Here is a 22,600-nt window from a genome sequence, read left to right as displayed (position 1 = left end):
CGCCGCACCGATGCCGGACATCCCCGTGGCCCCCTCACCCCTGATCGACATTCGCGAGGCCGACCTCAGTGACCCGGTGGATGGCGCTGCGCTGCTGGCCCTGATGGAGGTCTATGCCCGCGACCCCATGGGTGGCGGCCAGGGCCTCTCCGACTTCACCCGGGCGAATCTGGTCGACGCCCTGGCCCGGCGCCCCTCAGCCCACGGGATCCTGGCCTTCGCGGGGGAGAAGCCGGCCGGGCTGGCCATCTGTCTGGAAGGCTTCTCCACCTTCGCCTGCCGGCCCCTGCTCAACATCCACGATCTGGTGGTGGCCGAAGCGTTCCGCCGGCAGGGGGTGGCCCGGCGACTGCTGCAGCGCGCCGAGGTGATCGCCCGGCGGCTCGGCTGCTGCAAGCTCACCCTGGAGGTGCTGGAAGGCAACAGGGCTGCCCAGGCCGTCTACGGACGTGCGGGCTTCCAGCCCTATCAGCTGGACCCCGCCATGGGCCGGGCCCAGTTCTGGGAAAAGCGGCTGCCGGATGGAAACTGAAACGTCAGGATTCGGCCAGCCCGGGAAACACCATCAGGTCGATGTGGCCGCCGGAGGGTTGACGCCACTCACGGAATTCCGCCGCCAGGGCCCTGTGCTCATGGTCGAGGGATTGCGACTCCAGATCGATCAGACGCTGATGCACCAGATCGAGCGTGTTGTCGATGAGCTGGGCAGCCTGTTCGGAGGTCATGGCATCGCTGCGATGGAGAAAGCCTGAGCTTCGAGGTGTTGTAGAAGACGCCGCCCCGGTGGGTTGTAGCCCCTGACACGGGCCGTCCCCCCCGTCGGCGGACCCGCACCGATCACAGCGTCCGCGCCAGCCATTGCTGCAGGGGCGTCCAGTCGTCCTGTTCATCAATGGCCACCCAGATCCGCTCGATCACGGGCCGCACCGGCGTCTCCGGCAGGTTCCAGCGCTGCAGGCCGGCGGCGATGCCCGCCTGGTCCGCCACGGCCTGGCACCCGTGCCACCAGCTGTCCCGCCAGGCGAGCCATTCGGCCCGGGGTGGCGCCGGAGCCCCTGCCACGAAGGGCTCCAGGTCCTCGGCCGTGGCCGGCAGCCCGCCCGCCCGGACGCGCCCGGCCAGGGCGGCGAAGAAGGAGCCGTAGGCCACCGGCCAGCCCGCCAGCAGCCGCAGGGTGGCGGGCAGCGGATCGGGGAGATCGGCGGCCGCCTCGGCACTGGTGGGGGCGTCGATGCCCAGGCGGCGCAGCAGGCAACGGCGGTAGTGGGCGTCGTAGACCTCCCCGAACGGCTCCAGCGCCGCCTCCAGGGGCGCCCGGGGCAGCAGCATCACCAGGGGCTCCTGCAGCAGCCGCAGGTTTTGTTCGCAGACCAGCGGCTGGCGGCCGTAGGCGTAGAGGCCGTCGTGGTCGAAGTAGGCGGCGGTGAAACCCGGATCCCAGGTTTCGAGGAAGGCGAAGGGGCCGTAGTCGAAGCTCTCGCCCGCCAGCGACATGTTGTCGGTGTTGAGCACCCCGTGGGTGAAGCCCGCCGCCATCCATTCGGCCGCCAGCCGCGCAACCCGCTGCACCAGCGCGCCGTAGAAGGCCACCAGCAGCGGTTCACCGTCGCCGTGGCTCACCGCCAGGTGCGGGTAATGGCAGGCCACCACGTGGTGCAGCAGCCGCTCCAGCTGGGCCGGCTGGCGGCGGAAGAGCAGTCGTTCGCAGGTGCCGAAGCGCAGGTGGGTGCGGGCCACGCGCACCATCACCGCACTGCGGGTGGGGGAGGGTTCATCGCCGCGCCAGAGGTCTTCACCGGTCTCGATCAACGCCAGGGTGCGGCTGGTGCTGACGCCGAGGCGCTGCAGGGCCTCGCCGGCGATCACCTCCCGCACCCCGCCCTTGAGGGTGAGGCGGCCGTCACCGCCCCGGCTCCAGGGGTTGGTGCCGGACCCCTTGGTGCCCAGGTCAAGCAGCTGGCCGTGGCGATCGCGCAGCTGGCCGTAGAGGAAGCCGCGCCCGTCCCCCAGCAGGGGGTTGTAGGTGCCGAACTGGTGGCCGTGGTAGCGGAGGGCCAGCAGGGGGGCGCGGCCCTCAAAACGGCCGTAGGCCGCCTCGATGTCGTCGTCACTGACGCTGGCCGGGTCCAGGCCCAGCTGGTGCAGCAGGGGGTCGTTGCGGAACCGCAGCCGCGTGCGTGGAAAGGTCGCCGCCTCCACCACGTCCCAGTACTCAGGCCCGAGATCCTCGAGGGCCCCCTCGAAGGGCAGCCCCAGCAGCGGATTGGGGCGGGTGGACATGGGCATAGGGCGGTGACAGGGGCGACCCTAAGGAGCGGGCTCGGCCAGCAACACAACACGGCCGGCTGGCCTTACCTTGACGCCGCTGCGGACAGCTCCGAAGTCACGACAGATCGCTGCCCCTGAGTAGCAGGCAAGGCGTGCACACCGCCAGCAGGGTATAGGTGGCGGCCTGTCCACTCGTGGGGCTTGTTCGAAGTGTCGCATCTCACGACCGCTTGCCTGCAGCTGCCTCGCCCTTCGCTTGTCAGACTGGTCAGTAATGTACTCACGCCTTCCGCGTCAATTCGGCTTCTCTCACCCTCGCGGATATAGCGCAGCAGCCTACATCCATTGCACATATAATGCATCATCGCCGTGTGGCTATCCGACAATGATCCATATGTGATTGACAGCATCTCATCGCCAGCGATGACTGTAGTTATTCAAGGCTCGAATGAGGCAGGCTCCAGATTGCGTCGCCAGATGGCTAACATTGAACTGAATCCCATAGAAGTTGATATGCATATAGCCTTTTCAAGCCAGGGACAATGACACTGACTTTCATCGACTCAGCATCGGCAGATGAAGCTTGGCCCTTTGGTACCGTCTCCGCGAACAGATCGTAAGTTGCCCATGATCACCGAAAGCGCTGCACCACCTGCCCGACCAGATAGTCCAAGTGCGCTGAGGAAAACTCGTCAAGCACCTCGCGAATGACCGGCTTCGCAATCTGAAGACTGGAATCGACGCCAAGATGCGAGACGCCTGCGGCTGTAATCAGCGTTCGCTGAGCGTTCTGCAGTCCGAGCACCTCCGGAACGCCCTGTTTGCCCGGTTTGTAGGTGAAGCTCAACATGCTATCCAGCGCCACTACCTTGCCGCCGGCGCTAGTGAGCTGTGCGCCCTTCTCAAGCACGAGCTCTGCTCCCGCCTCGACATTTCGCTCGATCCACTTGAACACCTGCTCGGTGGCCTCGGCTCCGCCCTGGAAACCCGATTTAACTTCAAAGACCACGAGCACTTTGAGCTTGTCGCCGCGGATCACGGCGATGATGTTGTCGCTGAATAGCAGCGCCGGCGGTGTCTCTTTCGCCACTGTGGTGTTGAGCAGGTTGATGCGCACCTGAGCAGCGGGAGCCTTTGGCAGCCGCATACGCACCCCGGAGATCAGCACTGCGTCCGCCAATGTCTCCTGGGCTGCGATCTTCTCGAGGGCCGCGATCTGCTTGCTGCGAGAGAATATCTCGGCGATGTTGCCCTTTAGGATGCGGAAGTGGCCCGAATTGATGCGCGTGCGCGCGATTGCGCGCGCCACGTCGTCGCCGCGCGTGAGCTCATCGATCAGGTTGCCGAGCCGCTCGAACAGCTTCGGATCATCGGCGAGTCGTTCGAGCGCCCCGTCGACCAGCTCATCGGTGAAACCCTCGGGCCGAGGGATGTCGATCAGGTTCTTCGGCCGAACACTGCCACGGCCGCCAGCGAGTTTGACGTAGTCCGCGCCGAGGACCCTCTCGAGCACTTCGCGCGACCTGCCCTTCGTCACGTTCAGGGCCCAGTTGCGCGGCGAGCTCGCGCTCTGTTTGTTGCGCCGCACGTAGTCGAGATAGAGCTCCTGCAGCTCCGCATGAGTGAACCCAGATTGCCCGCCGTTCAGCAGGTCGTCTAGCGCGAGCGGCTTGGGCTCGACCTTTGCGATCTTGTCGAGCACGCCGCGCACCACGTCGATGTCGACCGGGAGGCCGCGCGTAACGAGCGCAGTCTGTTCGACGATCTTCTCCGCGTCGCGTCCATCGATGTGGACGCCCTTGAGCGCCGCAAGGGCATCGTCGGCGAGATCGGCCTGGCGGCCGAAGCTCTGCACCAGCTGCTTTCCACGGCGCAGGAGCGGCGCGCCAACGAACGGAAGCAGTGCACCTACACCCATGACCATCAGATCGGTCGTCGACAGCGGCCGGCCCCACCGATCGCTGCCGGTTACTACGCCGTAGACCAGCTCGGCGATGTCGACGAGATCGCCGAGCACAGGAACAAAACCCACCGCGATGTCGAACCCCGCCATCGAGAGCGTCTCTTCCTGCGTATACACGCGCTCGAAGCTCGTGATGCGGAATCGTTCCTCGGGCTCGAGCGGCGTACCCTGCACCGGAACGCCGCCGAAGGTCGGCACCTTGTAGACCCGGAAAACATCAATGAGCGCAAGCGGCGAGATCAGCATCGGGCTTGGACCGACCGGCCGCGGGATGGCCGCGAACTTGACATCAACACCCGACGTCGCCACGACGCGCGCGAACGGGACTTCGTTGCGCGGCAGGACAGGTGGCGCATAGAAGTCGTACGCGAAGCGCTCAAGTCCGTCGCTGCTGCCGCCGGCGGCAGGCTCGTCCGGCGGCACGGTCACGCGCATCTCCTTCTCCGACAGCGGATGACGGATCGTGACGCCGTTCGGCCGCGGCACGACCTGAAAGTAGGTTGGGGTTGGCGGCAGCGGAGCGCCGAACAGTGAGCCCCCGGGGTCATTCAGAGCGAATGGCGCGAGCATCTGTCGCTCGACGATGTCCACTCCCATCGGGGGCAGCGCAGCTGTATCCTGCACCCGGTAGATGAACATCAGCGGCAGCTGGTCGATCATCGGCATGTATTCGGCCGGAAACTTGTATCGCACCGACACGCCGGGCGGTACGACGATGCGCAGGATGGAGTAAGGCCTGTCCCTGGTCTCGCGAGTGAACTGGTAGGCAGCTGGGAAGCGTTCGTCGCTCGATGTCGCGGTCTGCTCGATCAGCAGCACGTCGTTGTGGCGCGGGTCGCGCGCAATGTGCGCGTACCGCAAGCGAAGCGCGCGCTTGCCGTCGACCCAGACAAAGTCAGCGCACAGCTCGCTCATGCTTCGCCGGTTAGCGCGGTGTTGGCACCAAGCCCGTCATCAAGCCACCACTACTCTCCAAACCGAAGGTCAGCGTGATACGGAAGTTGGCTGTATCCGCACCCTGCGCGATCGCAAAGCCCCCCGCGGACAACGCCCGCAGCGTGAAGCCGAATTCGAGCTGCTGAGGGCGCTGCGCCTCGGGCAGCGCCTCGAAGCCCGCAGCCACCTGCCGCGCTAGGCCGCCAATCACGGCCGTCAAGGCTTCCGCGTAGTCGCTCGAGGCAGAATCGTTGCCTTCGACCTCGATCCGTAGTCCCTCGCTGCCCTCTTGATAGTCACGGTAGTTAGGCATGCTATGGCTCGAAATTGGGCAGTGGCGACTGCGGGTTGCTGAGCCACACGAGCGTTGTGGGTACCTTGATCATCCATGTCTCGGAGTCGTTCTTATCAATATCGATCTCACCACCGGGCAGAAGAACGTCCTCAGTGCTCTCAAGGTCGAGCAAGTAGCTGTTCGCCAATATTGCATCTGGATCTAGACTCTGCGACAGATCCGGAAGGTTGCTCGAGCCAATCGGCCCTCCAAGCTGATAATAGATGACTGATCGATTGTATACCGGATCGACCGGAACAACGACGCGGGCGGCGCCCGCGCGCAGAAAGGCTTCGAACAGCGGGTCCGGATCTTCGTAGGAGAAGCTCGGCGCCCATGTGCTACGGCGTCCCCAGTAGTACGGGAAGAACTCGTAGGTCATGTTCTGCCAGTCAAAACACTTCTCGAAAAAACTTATAATGCGCGAGTTGTTGATCGCGTTGACGCGGTGCATATCGGCAGGATCGCGCGGTGGATTACCGGGCGGCGAGACCATGGCGTCGGGCAGCGCGACGTCTGTATCGGCCCATAGCCTTAAGCATCCGCGCTTGAGCTCGCGTCGCTCGATCTCGCGGTTGATAGCCGGGTTGCGACCGGCGATGCGTACACCGGCCTGTATCTCGGCGGCGGCCAGCTGTTCCTCATAGTCGAGCAGCGCCTTGTTGTACGAGGCCATGATCGCGGCGTAGGTCTTGAGCTGCCACTGCTGGTAGTACTCGGGAGCCAGCTCGCAGTACATCTGCGTCGACAGGTTGAGTGTCGACCAGCCTGAACCGCTGATGGTGATCGCCACAGCGCCGCGCTGACCTTCAAGCAGTTTGGCTGGCAACCGGAAGAATCCGCCACCCGCCATGATCTCGAAGGTGGCAGGGCCGCCGCCAAGCAGGCGGGAATCCAGCCCATACAACGCCGTCGCAGTGTAGCCCTCCGGTACGGCGAAATCCTCCGTGATCGACCAAGCCCGACCAGCCGGATTAAATTCACGTGTGATTCCCTTATCGACGTGAACCGCTTCCGGTGGCGGTGGCTCCATGCCTTGCGCGCCGTGCTGTTTGACCAGGGCCAGGTAGTTCTCGCGTGAGATGTCGCTCGGGGAGAGCGGCTCCGTGGTCGGGCCATAGGGAAATGCGGCGGACGGCCGTTTGGGCTCCGCGGGTTTCACAGGCACGCCCTTTAGTGCGGCACTGGCCTGCTGCGCGTAGCGGAAGAACACCGATGGTTCTGGCACCATGAACTCGAAGAAGAGCCTCTTGCCGTAGTTGACAACCTTGGCGCGGTAGTACTTGTCGACCCAGTGGTAAGTGCCGACAACATGATCGGCTCCATCGTTTGTAAAGGCGTGCTTGTTCTTCTCCTCCATCTCCTCAACCGACTTCGTGGAGCGGTAGCTGTACACACGTTCCTGCAGACGGGACACGGACTTGTCGACCACTTCCTTGGCATAGTTGATGGCGTTGAGCGCCGACTCCTCATTGGAGGAGTTCAGAGAGAAATTGGCAAAGGCGCTGACCTTGACTGGGCCGAATCCCCCCGACACATTGAGGCCGGCCTCGAACTTAGACTCCGAGCGCACTGTCTTCTGCGTTTCGCTCTGCAGTTCGAAGCGTTCGGTCGATTCCAGATCGCGCTTGCTCTCTTCGATGCGCTCTTGCTCGTTGACGTTGATTTCCTCGATCCGCCGGAAGCGCCGATGGAAGCGCGACCGCCGCTCGCCTGACATGACGTTCTCTACGTGCGCGATCTCGCCGGCCTCGTAGCGAGCCAGGCGCTGCTTGACCACTTTCAAATCACCGACGCCAAGTATGCGAACTGGTGGAAGAGCAGCCATCAGCGTGGCTCCTCAGCAATGACGGTCTCGTCGCGCACGTATATACGGCCTTCACGCTTGAGGTGCGAATCAACGCGTAGAAGATCTGCCGCCAAGTGGGCGATGTGGACAAGCACACCATCAATGCACCGTAGCAGCGATGTTGTAGCCGGCGCAATGCCGATGGAGGTGAGTAACGCGTAATCGCCCTCGCTCAACTCGTGCACCGGTGGATCTGCTGGCAGTGGGCCCTTAGGCAGTGGAGTTTCAACTAGGCACCCAGTGGAATCCTCAGGCGCCTCAGCGGCTGGGCGCGACTTCGCTACGAGGTCGGCCCGCCGCCGCTGGAGGAGATGGCGTAGGTTTGTCAGTAGGGTCTCGAGTTCCCTCCCGCGGGCGACCGCGGCGGCTCGTGCGAGCTCATCGCCTCCTACAACCTCGCGAGGGGGATCGACTTCGCGCGCAGATGCCCTCGGCATGCGCCACAACCCTATTGGCGCTGGCAGCCCAATGCCGGCGAGGGCAGGCGGCGGCGAATCGTCGGGCAGATCCTCAAAGTGCTTTTGCAGGTTAAGGATGCGCAACCAAAACCGAGAGGCTTCGAACCAAGGCTCGCTGTTTGGGTCGAGCAGCCCCGAGTAATGCGTGAGCCAAGCGCGCCGGCTCAATTCGTCAAGCTGTTCGCTCCAATCGTCGCTGGGCTTCCCGTGCCTGTCGGGCAGACGGGCCAGAAGCTGGCGCATACGAATGCTGAACGGTCCTTGCCAGCTGCAGCGTGGAAGCTCCCTGTAGATGGTTTCGGCTTCGGCCGTCAGCATCAGCAGCGCGCGGCCGGAAGCCGATACGATGAGCGAGTCCTCCTCGCGTAACTTCCGCGCGGCCTCTTGCCTCGCAGAAGCTTCATCAGCAGTGTTGGCACGCGCCTCCAACATTCGTTGCTCAACTATTTCGTCCGCCTTGGGATCGGTCCGGGAAGGTGGATCAAGCTGAGGTAGCTTGATCTTTGGCGGACGCACTGCTACGAAACGGAAGATGCTATCAGCCTCCATCCCAGTCACTTTCTACTTGCCGAATGCAAACAAAATCAGACTACAGCCGCCTATCCGGCTAGAACATAGGCGTAATGAATCTTATTTGCCTGCCTAGGCAGTCATAGTCCCTGGGCAGGCGAGGAAGACTGTAGTCAGGTTTTTGACTATAATCAATAGTAATGCATCGGGGAGCTTAGCCAAAAGATAACACTGCAATTTCCGCAATCATGTCAATGGATTCTTCATGGGTGCTTGAGATGTATGGCGACTTGTTTTAATAGGCAAATAAGCGCTCCAGTTCATCCACGAAACCAGCCGAGTCGATGCAGATGCGACAACTTGGCGAATTCCAGCAAAGATGTAAAAATTCTTGTTTCCACATAGCTAGAGGCAACAAAAGCAGGGGGTCTCTGTGCCTATGGCACAGCTAAACCATCAGACTATAATCAATGGATATATGTACCTAACTGAGAGCATTCGACTTGATGACCACAAGCAATGAAGTTGCTGTCTCTTGATGGATGTATCAGAAGCGCCATGACGAAAACCGATCCTTCGAGCACCGCTTCGGCCAGCGCGCTTCTACTGGCGGCGGGGCTGGGTCTGACTCTGGGCCTGGATCTGGCCGCCGAGGCCGGCACCACCGCCCGGATCACGGCCGCCCGAGCGGCCGCCATCGCCCTGCAGCGGGTCCCCGGCGGAACCGTCGTCGACGTCGATCCGGGGGGCAAGGAGGGCCGGGCGGTATGGGAGGTGCTCGTCCGCAGGCCCGACAACACCGGGCTCGATCTTTCCATCAACGCCACCACCGGAGCGGTACTGAGGCAGGAACGGGAGTCGCTGCCGCGGGAAGCCCTCGGGCCCGGACCGGTGGTGACGGTCCAGCAGGCCATCGCAACCGCCACGGCCGCCGTCTCCGGGGGCCGGGTGATCGCGATCGATCTGGACACCGAGAACGGCCGCACCGTCTGGGACGTCGACATGGCCGGCTCGAGCGGCCGACGCACGATCAGCATCGACGCGGCGACGGGCAGGATCCTCAAGCAGGAGCGCGCCGACTAGACCGGGTCGGCATCAGATTCTCCATCCCCGCTATAAGAAAACAATCGCCATGGTCTCCGATCTCTGGGCGGCGGTCGTGCTTCTTTCCAGCCTCTCGCTGCAGCCCATCGCCGGCACCTGAACAACAACCTGCCGGACTGCAGCAGATCTGCAGTGTCACCATCCGGCCTGGGTTTTCTGCATAGGGTTAAGGGGAGAAGCAGACCCGAAGAGGAAGGTGAAGTGATGAGAATCGCGCAGATTTCAACGCTCCACGAGAGAGTTCCACCGGTTGGCTATGGGGGAACAGAACGGGTTGTTCACTATCTCACCGAAGAACTGGTGCGACGGGGGCATGATGTGGTTTTATTTGCAAGCGGCGATTCTCTGACCAGCGCCAAGCTCTGCGCCTGTGTCCCCCTGGCCCTGCGGCAAAGCGGACAGGTGTCTGACGCCAGCGTTCACAACGCGATTCAGCTCGATCGCGTGCTCGAGAAACTGGATGACTTCGACATCCTCCATTTCCACAACGGCCATTCCCATTTTCCCCTCTCCAACCTGCTGGGCATTCCCCATCTGAACACCCTTCACGGCCCCCTGCATGCGCCCGAGCAGAAGCTGCTGTACACCCATTTCCATCGGGTGCCCCTGGTCTCGATCTCCGAAACCCAGCGTCAGCCCGTGCCCAGCGCCAACTGGCTCGGCAACGTTTACCACGGACTCCCCAACGACCTCTATCGCTACCAGCCCACACCCAGGCCCTACCTGGCCTTCATCGGCCGCATCTCACCGGAAAAACGGCTGGATCGCGCCATCGCCATCGCCACGGCCGTAGGCCTGCCCCTGAAGGTGGCCGCCAAGATTGATCCAGTGGATACTCCCTACTTCCACGATCACATCGAGCCGCTGTTACTGAACAATCCCCTGGTGGAATTCATCGGTGAAGTGGATGATGCCGGCAAGCAGGAGCTACTCGGCCATGCCCTCGCCCTGCTGTTTCCAATCGACTGGCCCGAACCCTTCGGCCTGGTGATGATCGAAGCCAATGCCTGCGGCACCCCGGTGATCGCCTGGCGCAACGGCTCCACCCCGGAAGTCATCCGTGAGGGGGTCAACGGCTTCCTGGTGACTTCGATCGAGGAAGCCATTGCCACGGTCGGACGGCTCGAACAGCTCGATCGCTCGCGGGTCCGCAGCCACTTCGAAGTGTGCTTCTCCGTCAGTCGCCAGGCCGAGGACTACGAGCACCTCTACCGGCACCAGATCCAGGCACGCCGCTGCCACAGCCCCGCCCACCGCACACCGGTGCATGCCTGATCCGCTGCATCCCTTCGTCCTCAAGAACGAGGAAACCTTCGCGATCCTGGATTCCCGTGGCGAGATCTGCCCGGACGGCCAGCACGATGTCGGCATCTTCCACCGCGGCACACGCCACGTCAGCCGGCTGCAGCTGTTGCTGTGGGGACGACCGCCCCTGGTCCTGAGCTCCACCGAGCGTGGGGCGGTGGGGGTGCTCGTGAGCCATCTCAGCAACAACGACGGTGGTACCGGTGGCTCGGCGTCGATGACCATCCACCTGGAGCGCAGCACCGTCCTGACCGCCACCGCCTGCCTGCAGCAGTTCTGCTTCACCAGTTACGGAGACCTGCCCGTCACGATGCCGCTGACCCTGCGGCTCGATGCGGACTTCTGCGACATCTTCGAGGTGAGGGGGTACACCCGCTCGGAGCGGGGCCGAACGGTCCGTCGGGGCCTGGGAGGCACCCTGGAAATGATCTACCGGGGCCTGGATGGGGAAGACCGGGTCACGGTCCTGCGCCTGAGCGATCCGGTCGGGGAGGTGGGCGAGGAGCACATCGGGCTGCAGGTGAGCCTGGAGCCCCGGCAGACGCGACGGATCTTCCTGGTGCTGGATTTCCATCCCGATGCTGAGCCGTTGGGCGCGGAAGATCACTTCAACTCCGCCATGGCCGCCACGATCCAGCGCTTCCGGGAGGCCCGGAGCAGCGCCGCATCGGTGGTCAGTGACAACCCGGCCTTCAACAGCTGGCTGATGCGCTCCTTCTCCGATGTGCATCTGCTGGCCAGCCAGGTGGAGGATGGGCTCTACCCCTACGCCGGGGTGCCCTGGTTCAGCTGTCCTTTCGGCCGGGACGGCCTGATCACGGCGCGCCAGATGCTGATGGTGGAGCCGCGGCTGGCCCGTGGGGTGCTGGGCTACCTGGCCTGCAGCCAGGCGGTTTCCGACAATCCGTCCCACGACGAGGAGCCGGGCAAGATCCTGCACGAATCACGGCTTGGCGAGATGGCGGCGCTCGGCGAAGTTCCGTTTTCCAGGTACTACGGCGCCGTCGACTCCACGCCGCTGTTTCTGATGCTGGCGGGCGATTATCTCTGCCGCAGCGATGACCGGGACTTCGTCGCCGGCCTGCTGCCCGAGCTGGAGGCGGCCATGGCCTGGATCCACAGGGCCGAAGCCGGCAGCTTCGATGGCTTCCTCCGCTACCTGCGGGTGGCGGAGAACGGCCTGCGCAATCAGGGCTGGAAGGATTCCGACGATGCCATCCATCACGCCGATGGCCGCCTGGCCGAGGGTTCGATCGCCCTGTGCGAGGTGCAGGCCTACGCCTATGGCGCCCGCCGATCACTCGCCACGGTCTATCACCGCCTCGGACGGCCCTCGGATGCCGAGACGCTGCTGGAGGAGGCCGCCGAACTGCGTCACCGGTTCCATCGGGCCTTCTGGACGCCCTCGATCGATTCCTATGCCCTCGCCATTGATGGCGAAGGCCAGGCCTGCCAGGTGCGGGCCTCCAATGCCGGTCAATGCCTGTGGACAGGCATCGCCACCTCGGAGGCGGCAGCGGCGGTGGCGCGGCAGCTGCTGGCCCCCACCAGTTTCAACGGCTGGGGCATCCGCACCCTGGATGAGCGGGAGCGGCGCTACAACCCGATGAGTTACCACAACGGTTCCGTCTGGCCCCATGACAACGCCCTGATCGGCATGGGGCTGGCCCGGTACGGCCACCGGTCCGAAACCCTGCAGATCCTGACCGGTCTGTTCGAGACCGCCAGTGCGGTGCCGATGTTCCAGTTGCCGGAGCTGTTCTGCGGCTTCCCGCGCCGGGAGGAAGAGGGCCCCACCTTCTATCCGGTGGCCTGCAGCCCCCAGGCCTGGGCCAGCGCCAGTGTGTTCGGCCTGCTGGAGGCGATCACCGGCATGGCGATCGAGCGGGAGCACGGCAGCAGCCGGGTGCAGGTGCGCCTCCACAATCCCTGCCTGCCGAGGGGCCTGAACCTGCTGGACATCAACGGCCTGCGGCTGGGCGACGAGGAGATCAACCTCCAGTTCCACCGCAGCGAGCACGATGTGGGGGTTCAGGTGCGCAGCCGGACGCCCGGGGTGGACGTGCTGATCATGAAGTGACGGTCGGGCCCGGCGCCCCGCTCGCCCCGGTATGTGATCGCGGAAGCAGCGCCCTCCGGCGCGCCGTCCCAGATTGGACCGTCACCTCAGGAACCTCCCACCATGGCCGCCTTTCGTGCCGCTCTCGTGCTGCTGTGGCTCGCCGTGGCCGGCTACACAGCGGTGGTGGTGGCGCACCATGGCATCGACCTGGTGAGTGTCTTCCTGTCGGACTTCCGGGGGATGGGCTGGCCCGGGCAGTTCGATCTGGATTTCCTCGCCATGCTGCTGCTCACGGGCCTCTGGGTGGCGTGGAGACATGACTTCTCCGCCAAGGGACTCGGCCTGGGCCTGCTGGCCGCGGTAGGCGGGATACTGTTTCTGGCGGCCTATCTGCTGGTGCTGTCCTTCCAGGCCAACGGCAGCATGAAACAGGTGCTGCTGGGGGCCCGCCGGGCCGCCGCCTGACGGGACCGGTCCGCCGGCAGGTTCAGCCGATGCCGGTGCGGCAGAGGTCGAGCACGTCGGCCATGGAGCGGATCTGGTCCATGGTGGTGCCCAGCTGGGCGGCGCTGAGCAGCTCGACCCGCAGATCGATGCGGGCCGGCTTGCCGGCGCTCGTGCGCACCCGGGCATCGCTGACGTTGATGCGGTGGTCGGAAAGGCGCATCAGGATGTCCTTGAGCACCCCCACCCGGTCAAGCACCTCGATGCGCAGCCGCACCGGGTAGCGCCGTTGCTGGGCCTCGCCGAGCGGGTTCCAGCGCACCGGCAACCGCCGCTCCACCGGCACCTGGGGCACGTTGGCGCAGTCCTGGCGGTGAATGGTGATGCCGTGGTTGCCCAGGGCCACGGTGCCCACGATCGCTTCCCCAGGCAGGGGGCTGCAGCAGCCCCCCAGGCGGTATTCCAGCCCTTCCAGCCCCAGGATCGGGCTGTTCGAGGGGTGCCCGTGGGGGGCCTGGCGCGGCTGGGCCGCGGCCACCCCGGCGGCCACCTCCTCGTTGGTGGGGACCGGGGCGGCGGCGGCGGTGCTGAGGCGCACCTCCTCCCGCAGGCGGTTCAGCACCTGCTGCAGGGTGACGCCGCCGAAGCCCAGGGCGGCCAGCAGATCCTCGGTGCCCACCAGGTTGCAGCGCTTGGCCACCCGGGCGATCGCCTCGCCGTTGAGCAGGGCGTCGAAGCCGTCGCGGCCCAGCTCCCGCTCGAGCATCTCGGTGCCCCGCTGGATGTTGTCGTCGCGGTGGCTGCGTTTGTACCAGCCCCGGATGCGATTGCGGGCCGTGGGGGTGGCCACGAAGTTGAGCCAGTCGAGGCTCGGGTGGGCGTTCTTGGCGGTGATCACCTGCACGAAATCGCCGTTCTGCAGCGGTGTGGCCAGGGGACAGAGGCGGTCGTTGATGCGTACGCCCTGGCAGTGGTTGCCCACCTCCGAGTGGATGCGGAAGGCGAAGTCGACGGCGGTGGAGCCCTTGCGCAGCCCCACCACATCCCCCTTGGGAGTGAACACGAACACCTCCTCATCGAAGAGGTCCTCCTTGATCGAGGCCAGGAAGTCGCTGCTGTCCTCGCCGCCGTCGTCCTTCTGCCAGTCGACCAGCTGCCGCAGCCAGTTGAAGCGCTCGGTGTCGCCGGCGGCCGGCGAGCCCCCCTCCTTGTACTTCCAGTGGGCGGCGATGCCGTACTCCGCCACCTGGTGCATCTCCGTGGTGCGGATCTGGACCTCGATCGGCCGGTGGCGGCCGATCACCGCCGTGTGCAGCGACTGGTAGCCGTTGGGCTTGGGCAGGCCGATGTAGTCCTTGAAGCGGCCGGGGATCGGCCGGAAGATGTCGTGCACCACGGCCAGGGCCCGGTAGCAGCTCTCCACGCTCGGGCACAGGATCCGCAGGGCCGCCACGTCGTAGATCTCGTGGAAGGCCTTCTGCTGGCGCTGCATCTTGCTCCAGATGCCGTAGAGGTGCTTCGGTCGGCCGCTCACCTCGCAGTCCTGCAGGCCCGCCGCCACCAGCCGGTCGCGCAGCAGCTGCACCGTGGCCCCGAGCCGCTCCTCCCGTTCGCTGCGCTTGGTGGCGACCTGCTGCTGCACGTCGCGGTAGGACTCGGGCTCCAGCACCTTGAAGGCCAGGTCCTCCAGCTCCCACTTGAAGCGACCGATGCCCAGGCGGTTGGCCAGGGGGGCGTAGATGTCGCGGGTCTCCCGGGCGATGCGCTGCTGCTTCTCAGGCTTGAGGGCGCCGAGGGTGCGCATGTTGTGCAGCCGGTCGGCCAGCTTGACCAGCACCACCCGGATGTCACTGGCCATGGCCAGGAACATGCGCCGCAGGTTCTCCGCCTGGGCCTCGGTGCGGTTGGTGAAATGGATGCCGCCCAGCTTGGTGACCCCCTCCACCAGGGCGCGTACCTCCTCGCCGAAACGCGCTTCGATCTCCTCGGGGGTGACCTGGGTGTCTTCCACCACGTCGTGGAGGAAGCCGGCGGCGATCACCGCCGCGCTGGCGCCGATGTCGCGCAGCAGACCGGCAACGGCGATCGGATGGACGATGTAGGGCTCGCCGCTGGCCCGGAACTGGCCGTCGTGGAGCTGGTAGGCGAAGTCGAAGGCCGTGGCCACCAGGGCCTCCGGATCGACCGGGCGCGCCTCCGCATCGGCGGGCTGCCGTTGCTGGAGGCTCTGGCGCAGCCAGGCCGGCAGGGGGACGCCGTAGTCACGCTCGGGGGCAGCCTGGGGTGCCGGAGCCTCCAGGCCAGAGGGCGGCTCCTGCGCCATTTCCCGCGGCCCTTCCGGAGCAGCGGAAGTTGCGGCCGAGGCGTAAGCCAGCGGAGAGGAACCTGGATCCGGCGCCACCCTCAGCATCACACCCTTCAGGGTGCACCCATGGTATGGGGCAATCGTCACGAACCAGGGGATTTGCGCATTCGGCCATCCAGACTGGGCGCCGCCGGTGTCGTCCATGGCCCTGCCCGCCCCGTCCCTGCCCGCGGCCCCGGTGCTGCGGATCGGTGGTCTGCAGGTGCGTTACCCCCGCAGTGAACGGCCCACCCTCGATGGGCTTGATCTGACCCTCAGCCCCGGCGAACGGCTGGCCCTGGTGGGTCCCTCGGGCTGTGGCAAGAGCACCGTGGCCCGGGCCGTGTTGCAGCTGCTGCCGCCGGGCAGCGTCTGCGACGGCGAGCTGCTGCTGGCGGGACAGGACCCCCGCCGCCTGCGGCGCGCCGCCCTGCGCCGGCTGCGGGGCGAGGCGGTGGGCCTGGTGTTCCAGGACCCGATGACCCGGCTCAATCCCCTGCTCACCATCGGCGAGCACCTGCGGGACACCCTGGCCGCCCACCGCGGTGGGGGCCGCGAGCGGGCCCGGGAGCTGCTGGCCCGGGTGGGGATCGCCCCGGAGCGCTACGGCAGCTTCCCCCACGAATTCAGCGGCGGCATGCGCCAGCGCTTGGCCATCGCCCTGGCCCTGGCCCTGCACCCGCCCCTGGTGATCGCCGACGAACCCACCACCAGCCTGGATGTGGCCGTGGCCGGCCAGGTGATGGCCCAGCTGAGCGAGCTCTGCACCGAAACCGGCAGCGCCCTGCTGCTGATCAGCCACGACCTGGCCATGGCCGGCCGCTGGTGCGACCGCATCGCCGTGCTCGATCAGGGGCGGCTGGTGGAGGAGGCCCCGAGCCTCCAGCTGCTCACCGCCCCGGCCTCGCCCCTGGCCCGACGGCTGGTGGGCGCCGCCCGGGAGCGGGAGGGCGGGCGCAGCGAGGCCCCCGCCGCCGCGCCGGTGCTGCTGGAGGTGGAGGAACTGCGCAGCTGGCACCCCCTGCCCTCCCTGCCCTGGCAGCCGCGCTGGATCAAGGCGGTCGACGGGGTGAGCCTGACCCTGCACGAAGGGGAAACCATCGGCGTGGTGGGGGCGTCGGGCTGTGGCAAGAGCAGCCTCTGCCGCGCCCTGATGGGGCTGGCGCCGGTTCGGGGCGGGGCGGTGCGGCTCCAGGGGGTCGACCTGCGGCGCCTGGGGGGGCGGTCGCTGCGGCGGGCCCGGCGCCGCCTGCAGATGGTCTTTCAGGATCCCCTGGCCTGCCTCAACCCCCAGATGACCGTGGGGGAAGCGGTGGCCGACCCCCTGCTGATCCATGGACTGGCGCGCCGCCCGGAGGCCCGCCGGCGCGCCAGGGAGCAGCTGGCCCTGGTGGGGCTCGATCCGCCCGAATCCTTCGAAGACCGCCTGCCCCGCCAGCTCTCGGGCGGCCAGCAGCAGCGGGTGGCGATCGCCCGCGCCCTGATCCTGGGCCCCCAGGTGCTGCTCTGCGACGAGAGCGTCAGCATGCTCGACGCCGAGGTCCAGGCCGACGTGCTGGCCCTGCTGCGACGCCTGCAGGGCCAGCTCGGCCTGGGCATGCTGTTCATCACCCACGACCTCTCGGTGGCCGGCGGCTTCTGCCATCGGGTCCTCGTGCTCGACGGCGGTCGCGTCGTCGAGCAGGGGGCCGGTGCCGAGCTGCTGGCCCACCCCCAGGCGGCGATCACCCGCACCCTGGTGGAGGCCTGTCCGCGCCTGCCCCCCCTGCCCTGAAATCCCATCCACGCCGCACCCCCATGCTGCACCGCCTGCTCCTGCGCGCCCGCTACCTCACCCTGGTGCCGATCCTGGCGCTGCTGGCCAGCTGCCTGGCCCTGTTTCTGCGCGGCAGCCGGCTGATCCTGGAGCAGCTGCGACTGGCCCTGGTGAGCATCACCGACCTGGTGGATCTCAACCGCTTCGAGATGGACATTCTCGAGGGGATCGACCTGCTGCTGGTGGGAACGGGCTGCCTGGCCCTGGCGATCGGCATGTTCTCCCTGTTCATCAGCGAGCTGAAGCTGCCGAAGACCCTCAGCTTCCGGAACTTCCACGAAGTGAAGGGCATGTTCGCCAACTTCATCATCCTGGCGATGGCGATCTCCTTTCTCGAGCTGCTCAACAGCTTCGACCCCGACGACCCCGCCCACTCCGTCGCCGGCGCCGACATCTTCTTCCCCGGCGCCGGCATGGCCGTGGTGACCCTGGCCCTGCTGGCCTTCAAGTACTGGGGCGGTGAGCGGGAGGACCAACCCTCCGCGGCATCGCCGGAGCGCGACTGATCCGGTCGGCGGCCCCGGGCGGCCCTTCAGAGAAGGGCGCCCAGCAGGTCGGCGATCAGCAGGTTGTCGAGGGACAGCAGGCCGCCGCCGGAGGTGATCAGCACCAGGCACATCACCACGTACATGGCCGCCTTCTCCCAGCTGGGCGGCTCACCGACGCCCATCGGTCCGGCGTAGTCCCCCTCGGGAATCTGATAGGGATCCGGTGCGATGAAGGGGGACCCGGAAACCAGCTCCAGCACCATGGCGTAGGCCATCGACACCAGGATCGCCAGGGCCGCCAGGGGGGTGAGCAGACCGGGAATCAGGGCGATGCCCGCGCCCCACATCGAGGCCGCCGAGAGGAAGCAGAGCCACTCCGGCGTCTTCATCGCCGTGGACCAGGTGCGGAGGTTGCGCAGCTTCGGCCAGCCGTGGCGGATGAAGGCCACCCCCACGAACAGCCGCAGCACCAGCAGCCCGGCCCCGGCCGCCAGGGACGGGCCGGTGGGCACGAGCAGGGTGACGATCTCGAGATCCATCGGCGGGCGGAACGGCGGGACGGCGTGCCGGCTCAACGTAAGCAGGGTCGGCGGACGGCGCCGCGGCGGGGCCGGGCGAAACCGGGGGTCCTGGCCATCATGCGGTGGGCGGGCCCCCTGTCCCCTCCACCCCAGCCGACGCCATGACCTCATGCACGGCGGCCCCGCCGTCCCCGGGCAGCAGTGCCCCCCTGGGCGCCTCGCTCAGCGATGGGGGAGTCAACTTCAGCCTCTATGCCCGGCGGGCCACGGCGGTGGAGCTGTGCCTGTTCGCGCGGCTCGACGATGCCGTGCCGTGCCGGCGTGTCGCCCTCGACCCCGACCGGCACCACACCGGCGACTACTGGCACTGCCGGCTGGAGGGGATCGGGCCGGGGCAGCCCTACGGCTGGCGTGTCGAAGGGCCCCAGCAGCCCCAGCTGGGGCTGCGTTTCAATCCGGCCAACCTGCTGCTCGATCCCCACGGGCTGGCCCTGGCGATGCCGTCGGGCTACGGCCGCGCCCCCGGCCGCAGCAGCGCCGGCGACTGGGGCACCGCCATGAAGAGCGTGGTGGCCGACCCGCTCGCCTACGACTGGGAAGGGGATCGGCCCCTGCACCGGCCCTCCCGCGAGACGGTGATCTACGAGCTGCACGTGCGCGGCTTCACCGCCCACCCCAGCGCCGGCCTGCCGCCGGAGCAGGCGGGCACCTACCGGGGCCTGATCAGCCGGATCCCCTACCTCCAGGACCTGGGCATCACGGCGGTGGAACTGCTGCCGGTGTTCGCCTTCGATCCCCTGGCGGCCCCCGCCGGCCTGCGCAACTACTGGGGTTACCAGCCGGTCTCCTTCTTCGCCCCCCACCCGGGCTACGCCTGCAGCGCCGACCCCCTGGCGGTGATCGACGAGTTCCGCGACCTGGTCAAGGCGCTGCACCGCGCCGGCATCGAGGTGATCCTCGATGTGGTGTTTAACCACACCGCCGAAGGGGACGCCGAGGGGCCGGCCTTCTGCTTCCGCGGGCTGGCGGACGGCGACTACTACCTGCAGAACGAAGACGGCACCTATATCGACGTCACCGGCTGCGGCAACACGTTCAACGCCAACCACCCGGTGGTGCGGCGCCTGATCCGCGAGAGCCTGCGCCACTGGGTGCAGCATCTGCATGTCGATGGCTTCCGTTTCGATCTGGCCTCGGTGCTGGACCGGGACCAGACCGGCCGACCCACCCCCCTCTCGCCGGTCCTCTGGGACATCGACACCGATCCGGTGCTGGCGGGCACCAAGCTGATCGCCGAGGCCTGGGATGCCGGCGGCCTCTATCAGGTGGGCAGCTTCGTAGGCGACAACTGGCAGGAGTGGAACGGCCGCTTCCGCGATGACGTGCGCCGCTTCATCAAGGGGGACAGGGGCCTGGCGGCCAGCGTCGGCCAGCGGCTGATGGGCAGCCCCGACATCTACGGCCACAAGCAGCGGGAGGCGGAGGCCAGCGTCAACTTCATCACCTGCCACGACGGCTTCACCCTGGCCGATCTGGTCAGCTACAACGGCAAGCACAACGAGGCCAACGGCGAGGGCAACCGCGACGGCAGCGACGACAACGCCAGCTGGAACGGCGGCGTCGAAGGGCCCACCACCGACGTCGAGGTCCTGGCCCTGCGCGCCCGCCAGAGCCGCAACCTGCTGACCATGCTGCTGCTGGCGGTGGGCACGCCGATGCTGGCCATGGGCGATGAGCTCGGCCGCAGCCAGCAGGGCAACAACAACGCCTACGCCCAGGACAACCCGATCAGCTGGCTGGACTGGTCGCTGCTGGAGCGCAACGCCGACCTGCATCGCTTCGTGCGGGAGCTGCTCGCCTACCGCCAGCGCCGCGATGTGGTGGTCAACGCCCGCAACCTCAGCCTCGGCGAACTGGTGCGGCGCCACCACGTGCGCTGGCATGGGGTCGAACCCGATCAGCCCGACTGGAGCGAGAGCTCCCACGCCTTCGCCGCCACGATCACCAGCGTCGACCACCGGTTCCGCTGGCACGCCATGGTCAACGCCTGGTGGGAGCCGCTGCGCTTCCGGCTGCCCGGCGCCGAGGGCGACCAGCCGAACTGGCGCCGCTGGATCGACACCTCCCGGCCCAGCCCGGAGGACATCGTGCCCTGGATCAGCGCGCCGGCCCTGGAGGCGGACACTTACACCCTGGGCCCCCGCTCGATCGTGGTGCTGGTGGTGGGCCTCAGTTCTGCAGCAGCTGCAGGCGATGGCCATCCGGATCCGCCAGCTGCAGGGCCCGGCTAGCCCCGAGCCATTCCGCCTGATCCCCCAGCGCGACGATCCCCGGCGACATCACCCGCCCCCCCAGGGCCCCGGCCCGGTCGGCGATGGCCTCCAGGTCGGCCATCCGCAGGCGCAGCTGCCAGTGGGCCAGGTCCTGGAGGCCCTGGTCGGCGGGCATGGGCCGGCCACCGGTGGGTTCGCGGTAGTCGAGGCACTCGACACCGGCGCCGCTGGGGCAGCGGTGGCCGGTGATACGCACCCGGGTGCCCGCCAGACCGTCGAGGCCGTCCTGCTCCGGGCCGCTGTTGACGCCGTCGCCGCCGGCGGCCAGACCCAGGAGCTCGCGGTAGAACCGGCCGCTGGCGGCCGTGTCGGCGATGCCGATGGCGCTGTGGTCGATGCCGAGCACCGGGCCGGGGGACGCCCCATGCCAGCGGGCCTCCCCCTTGTCCGGCGGGAACTGCAGCAGCTCCAGGGGATGGCCGTCCGGGTCGCGGAACTTGAAGGCAAGGATGCCGGCGGCGGCCGCATTCCAGTCCGGCAGGCGCTGGGGCGCGGAGGAGATCGCCGTGATCCGGCCGGCAGCGAAGGCCGGCTGCAGCGCCGCCAGGGCCGCCTCCAGGCGATTGACCACAAGGCAGGCGTGCTGGAACCAGCGGTCGTTGCTGCGGGAACCGGCCGGGATCGGCCGCCCCGGACGGACGCCCGGACCCGGTGTGAGCACCTCGGTGAGCTCCAGCACCTCCGCCCCGATCGCCAGCCGCAGCACCCGGAGGCGGGCGTCCGGCAGGCCCACCAACCGGGCGTAGGGGCCGCCCTCCAGCACCACGGCCTCCCCCAGACGCTGGAAGCCCAGGCAGGTCTCGAAGAAGGCGGCGCTGGCCTCGGCATCGGCCGTGGTGAAGCCGATGCTGTCGATGTGGGGAAGGGTCATGGCTGGGGGGCGGCCACAGGGTTCTGCCCCACCAGGCTGAGCACCCCGCCGACGCAGATCAGCACCGTTCCCACGATCACGCCGGCATTGGGGATCTGGCCGAACCAGATCCAGCCGATCAGGCCGGCGAAGACCACGGAGGAATACTGAAAGGCTCCGATCGCACTGGGATCGGCATAGCTGTAGGCGCGGATCAGCAGAAACTGGAAGCTGAGCAGACAGAGGGCCGAGGCCAGCACCCACAGGAACTGATCGGGGCTGATGGCGTGGAACTGTCCCACCATCATCAGGCTGGAGACCAGGCCGCCGATGGCCAGGAAATAGACCAGCTGCGTCAGGGCAGATTCACTCCTGCCCAGGGCCTTCACCGCCAGAAATTCGATGGCGCAGACGAATCCGGCCGCCAACCCCAGAAGATCACCGGGCTTGTCAAGGAGACTGGCGTTGGGCTGAACGACAATCACCATCCCGGCAAATCCCACCGCGAGGGCCTTCCACAGGCTGGGGGGTATGCGCTGCCTGAGCACCAGCCAGGCCAGCAACGGGATGAACATGGGCGTCGTGTTCAGCAGCACATTGGCGTTGACAAGATTCACCAGCTTGGCCGCCGACATGAACAACAGAAACCCTGCCATGCCCATGCCGCCACGAAGAAGGTGAAGGGGAAACACCCGCGTGGGAAGATCGCGCCCCCCACGCATCACCAGCAAGGGAATCAGCAGCAGCAGCGCCAGCACAAATGTCAGCCAGGTGAACATCAGCGCATCCATGGCACTGCCCACCGCCCGCGCAAACGCGCTCTGCAAGGTATTGGCCAGGAAGGCCGCCACTAGCAGGGCCGCCCCCCTGGCCACCGAAGGTTTCACCGGCCCATTGCGGGTCCCGTTGCTGTCCGGCTCCTGCAACGCTTCGCCGTCCATCGGGCTGGTTCCACTCGCTTGGGCCTCAGCGTAGGGGCCATCCGGTGTGATGCCACGGTCACCGCATCCCGGTG

Annotated in this window: 18 protein-coding genes; 8 read left to right on the top strand and 10 right to left on the bottom strand. The window is 66.8% G+C overall.

Annotated features, from left to right (window positions below):
* Nucleotides 1–10: 10 nt before the first annotated feature.
* Nucleotides 11–532, top strand: a complete 522-nt coding sequence (locus KBZ08_RS07505; protein ID WP_254972259.1) for a GNAT family N-acetyltransferase — start codon at nucleotides 11–13, stop codon at nucleotides 530–532.
* 4 nt (nucleotides 533–536) lie between these two features.
* On the opposite strand, the gene KBZ08_RS07500 is transcribed toward KBZ08_RS07505, so the two are convergent.
* The 6 genes from KBZ08_RS07500 to KBZ08_RS07475 form a co-directional block, all read right to left on the bottom strand.
* Complete coding sequence (locus KBZ08_RS07500; protein WP_254972258.1) at nucleotides 537–725, bottom strand: hypothetical protein; 189 nt, start codon at nucleotides 723–725, stop codon at nucleotides 537–539.
* 112 nt (nucleotides 726–837) lie between these two features.
* On the bottom strand, nucleotides 838–2,286 hold the full coding sequence (locus KBZ08_RS07495; RefSeq protein WP_254972257.1) for a YdiU family protein: 1,449 nt from the start codon (nucleotides 2,284–2,286) through the stop codon (nucleotides 838–840).
* Nucleotides 2,287–2,899: 613 nt separating this feature from the next.
* Entirely contained in the window at nucleotides 2,900–5,146 is a 2,247-nt protein-coding gene (locus KBZ08_RS07490) for a hypothetical protein (protein WP_254972256.1), read from the bottom strand.
* Nucleotides 5,147–5,156: 10 nt separating this feature from the next.
* Nucleotides 5,157–5,480 carry a CU044_2847 family protein gene (locus KBZ08_RS07485; RefSeq protein ID WP_254972255.1) on the bottom strand — a complete coding sequence of 108 codons (324 nt, stop codon included), beginning with the start codon at nucleotides 5,478–5,480 and terminating at the stop codon, nucleotides 5,157–5,159.
* Between the two features lies 1 nt (nucleotide 5,481).
* Nucleotides 5,482–7,329 carry a hypothetical protein gene (locus KBZ08_RS07480; RefSeq protein WP_254972254.1) on the bottom strand — a complete coding sequence of 616 codons (1,848 nt, stop codon included), beginning with the start codon at nucleotides 7,327–7,329 and terminating at the stop codon, nucleotides 5,482–5,484.
* Complete coding sequence (locus tag KBZ08_RS07475) at nucleotides 7,329–8,357, bottom strand: hypothetical protein (protein ID WP_254972253.1); 1,029 nt, start codon at nucleotides 8,355–8,357, stop codon at nucleotides 7,329–7,331. The genes KBZ08_RS07480 and KBZ08_RS07475 overlap by 1 nt, the downstream gene beginning before the upstream one ends.
* A gap of 519 nt (nucleotides 8,358–8,876) precedes the next feature.
* Here KBZ08_RS07475 and KBZ08_RS07470 point away from each other — a divergent pair.
* From KBZ08_RS07470 to KBZ08_RS07455, 4 genes are all read left to right on the top strand, one after another.
* On the top strand, nucleotides 8,877–9,401 hold the full coding sequence (locus KBZ08_RS07470; protein WP_254972252.1) for a PepSY domain-containing protein: 525 nt from the start codon (nucleotides 8,877–8,879) through the stop codon (nucleotides 9,399–9,401).
* A gap of 153 nt (nucleotides 9,402–9,554) precedes the next feature.
* On the top strand, nucleotides 9,555–10,697 hold the full coding sequence (locus KBZ08_RS07465) for a glycosyltransferase family 4 protein (protein ID WP_254972251.1): 1,143 nt from the start codon (nucleotides 9,555–9,557) through the stop codon (nucleotides 10,695–10,697).
* Nucleotides 10,690–12,807, top strand: a complete 2,118-nt coding sequence (locus tag KBZ08_RS07460; RefSeq protein WP_254972250.1) for a glycogen debranching N-terminal domain-containing protein — start codon at nucleotides 10,690–10,692, stop codon at nucleotides 12,805–12,807. The genes KBZ08_RS07465 and KBZ08_RS07460 overlap by 8 nt, the downstream gene beginning before the upstream one ends.
* A 102-nt stretch (nucleotides 12,808–12,909) precedes the next feature.
* Nucleotides 12,910–13,254, top strand: a complete 345-nt coding sequence (locus KBZ08_RS07455) for a hypothetical protein (RefSeq protein ID WP_254972249.1) — start codon at nucleotides 12,910–12,912, stop codon at nucleotides 13,252–13,254.
* A gap of 22 nt (nucleotides 13,255–13,276) precedes the next feature.
* Here the strand turns inward: KBZ08_RS07455 and KBZ08_RS07450 are convergent, their stop codons facing one another.
* Entirely contained in the window at nucleotides 13,277–15,556 is a 2,280-nt protein-coding gene (locus KBZ08_RS07450) for a bifunctional (p)ppGpp synthetase/guanosine-3',5'-bis(diphosphate) 3'-pyrophosphohydrolase (protein WP_254972248.1), read from the bottom strand.
* Nucleotides 15,557–15,740: 184 nt separating this feature from the next.
* Between KBZ08_RS07450 and KBZ08_RS07445 the strand changes: the two genes are divergently transcribed.
* Together KBZ08_RS07445 and KBZ08_RS07440 are read left to right on the top strand one after the other, a co-directional pair.
* Nucleotides 15,741–17,351, top strand: coding sequence for an ABC transporter ATP-binding protein (locus KBZ08_RS07445; RefSeq protein ID WP_254972247.1), 1,611 nt, complete (start codon nucleotides 15,741–15,743; stop codon nucleotides 17,349–17,351).
* Between the two features lie 23 nt (nucleotides 17,352–17,374).
* Nucleotides 17,375–17,899: a YqhA family protein gene (locus KBZ08_RS07440; protein WP_106219392.1), complete on the top strand. Its 525-nt coding sequence runs from the start codon at nucleotides 17,375–17,377 to the stop codon at nucleotides 17,897–17,899.
* A gap of 26 nt (nucleotides 17,900–17,925) precedes the next feature.
* On the opposite strand, the gene KBZ08_RS07435 is transcribed toward KBZ08_RS07440, so the two are convergent.
* A complete protein-coding gene (locus KBZ08_RS07435; RefSeq protein ID WP_106219393.1) occupies nucleotides 17,926–18,420 on the bottom strand; it encodes a DoxX family protein in 495 nt (164 codons plus the stop codon).
* 143 nt (nucleotides 18,421–18,563) lie between these two features.
* On the opposite strand from KBZ08_RS07435, the gene glgX reads away from it, so the two are divergent.
* On the top strand, nucleotides 18,564–20,693 hold the full coding sequence (gene glgX, locus KBZ08_RS07430; RefSeq protein WP_106219394.1) for a glycogen debranching protein GlgX: 2,130 nt from the start codon (nucleotides 18,564–18,566) through the stop codon (nucleotides 20,691–20,693).
* Here the strand turns inward: glgX and KBZ08_RS07425 are convergent.
* Together KBZ08_RS07425 and KBZ08_RS07420 are read right to left on the bottom strand one after the other, a co-directional pair.
* The gene (locus KBZ08_RS07425; protein ID WP_254972246.1) at nucleotides 20,632–21,606 is read right to left on the bottom strand and encodes a VOC family protein; all 975 of its coding nucleotides are present in this window, start codon (nucleotides 21,604–21,606) and stop codon (nucleotides 20,632–20,634) included. The genes glgX and KBZ08_RS07425 overlap by 62 nt on opposite strands.
* Complete coding sequence (locus KBZ08_RS07420; protein ID WP_254972245.1) at nucleotides 21,603–22,526, bottom strand: DMT family transporter; 924 nt, start codon at nucleotides 22,524–22,526, stop codon at nucleotides 21,603–21,605. Before KBZ08_RS07420 ends, KBZ08_RS07425 begins: the two co-directional genes overlap by 4 nt.
* Nucleotides 22,527–22,600: the final 74 nt, after the last annotated feature.

The organism is Cyanobium sp. Candia 9D4, assembly GCF_024346155.1.
Taxonomy (GTDB): domain Bacteria; phylum Cyanobacteriota; class Cyanobacteriia; order PCC-6307; family Cyanobiaceae; genus Cyanobium; species Cyanobium minutissimum.
The sequence above is the reverse complement of the archived record's forward strand: the minus strand, read 5'-3'. Positions and strand labels throughout refer to the sequence as shown.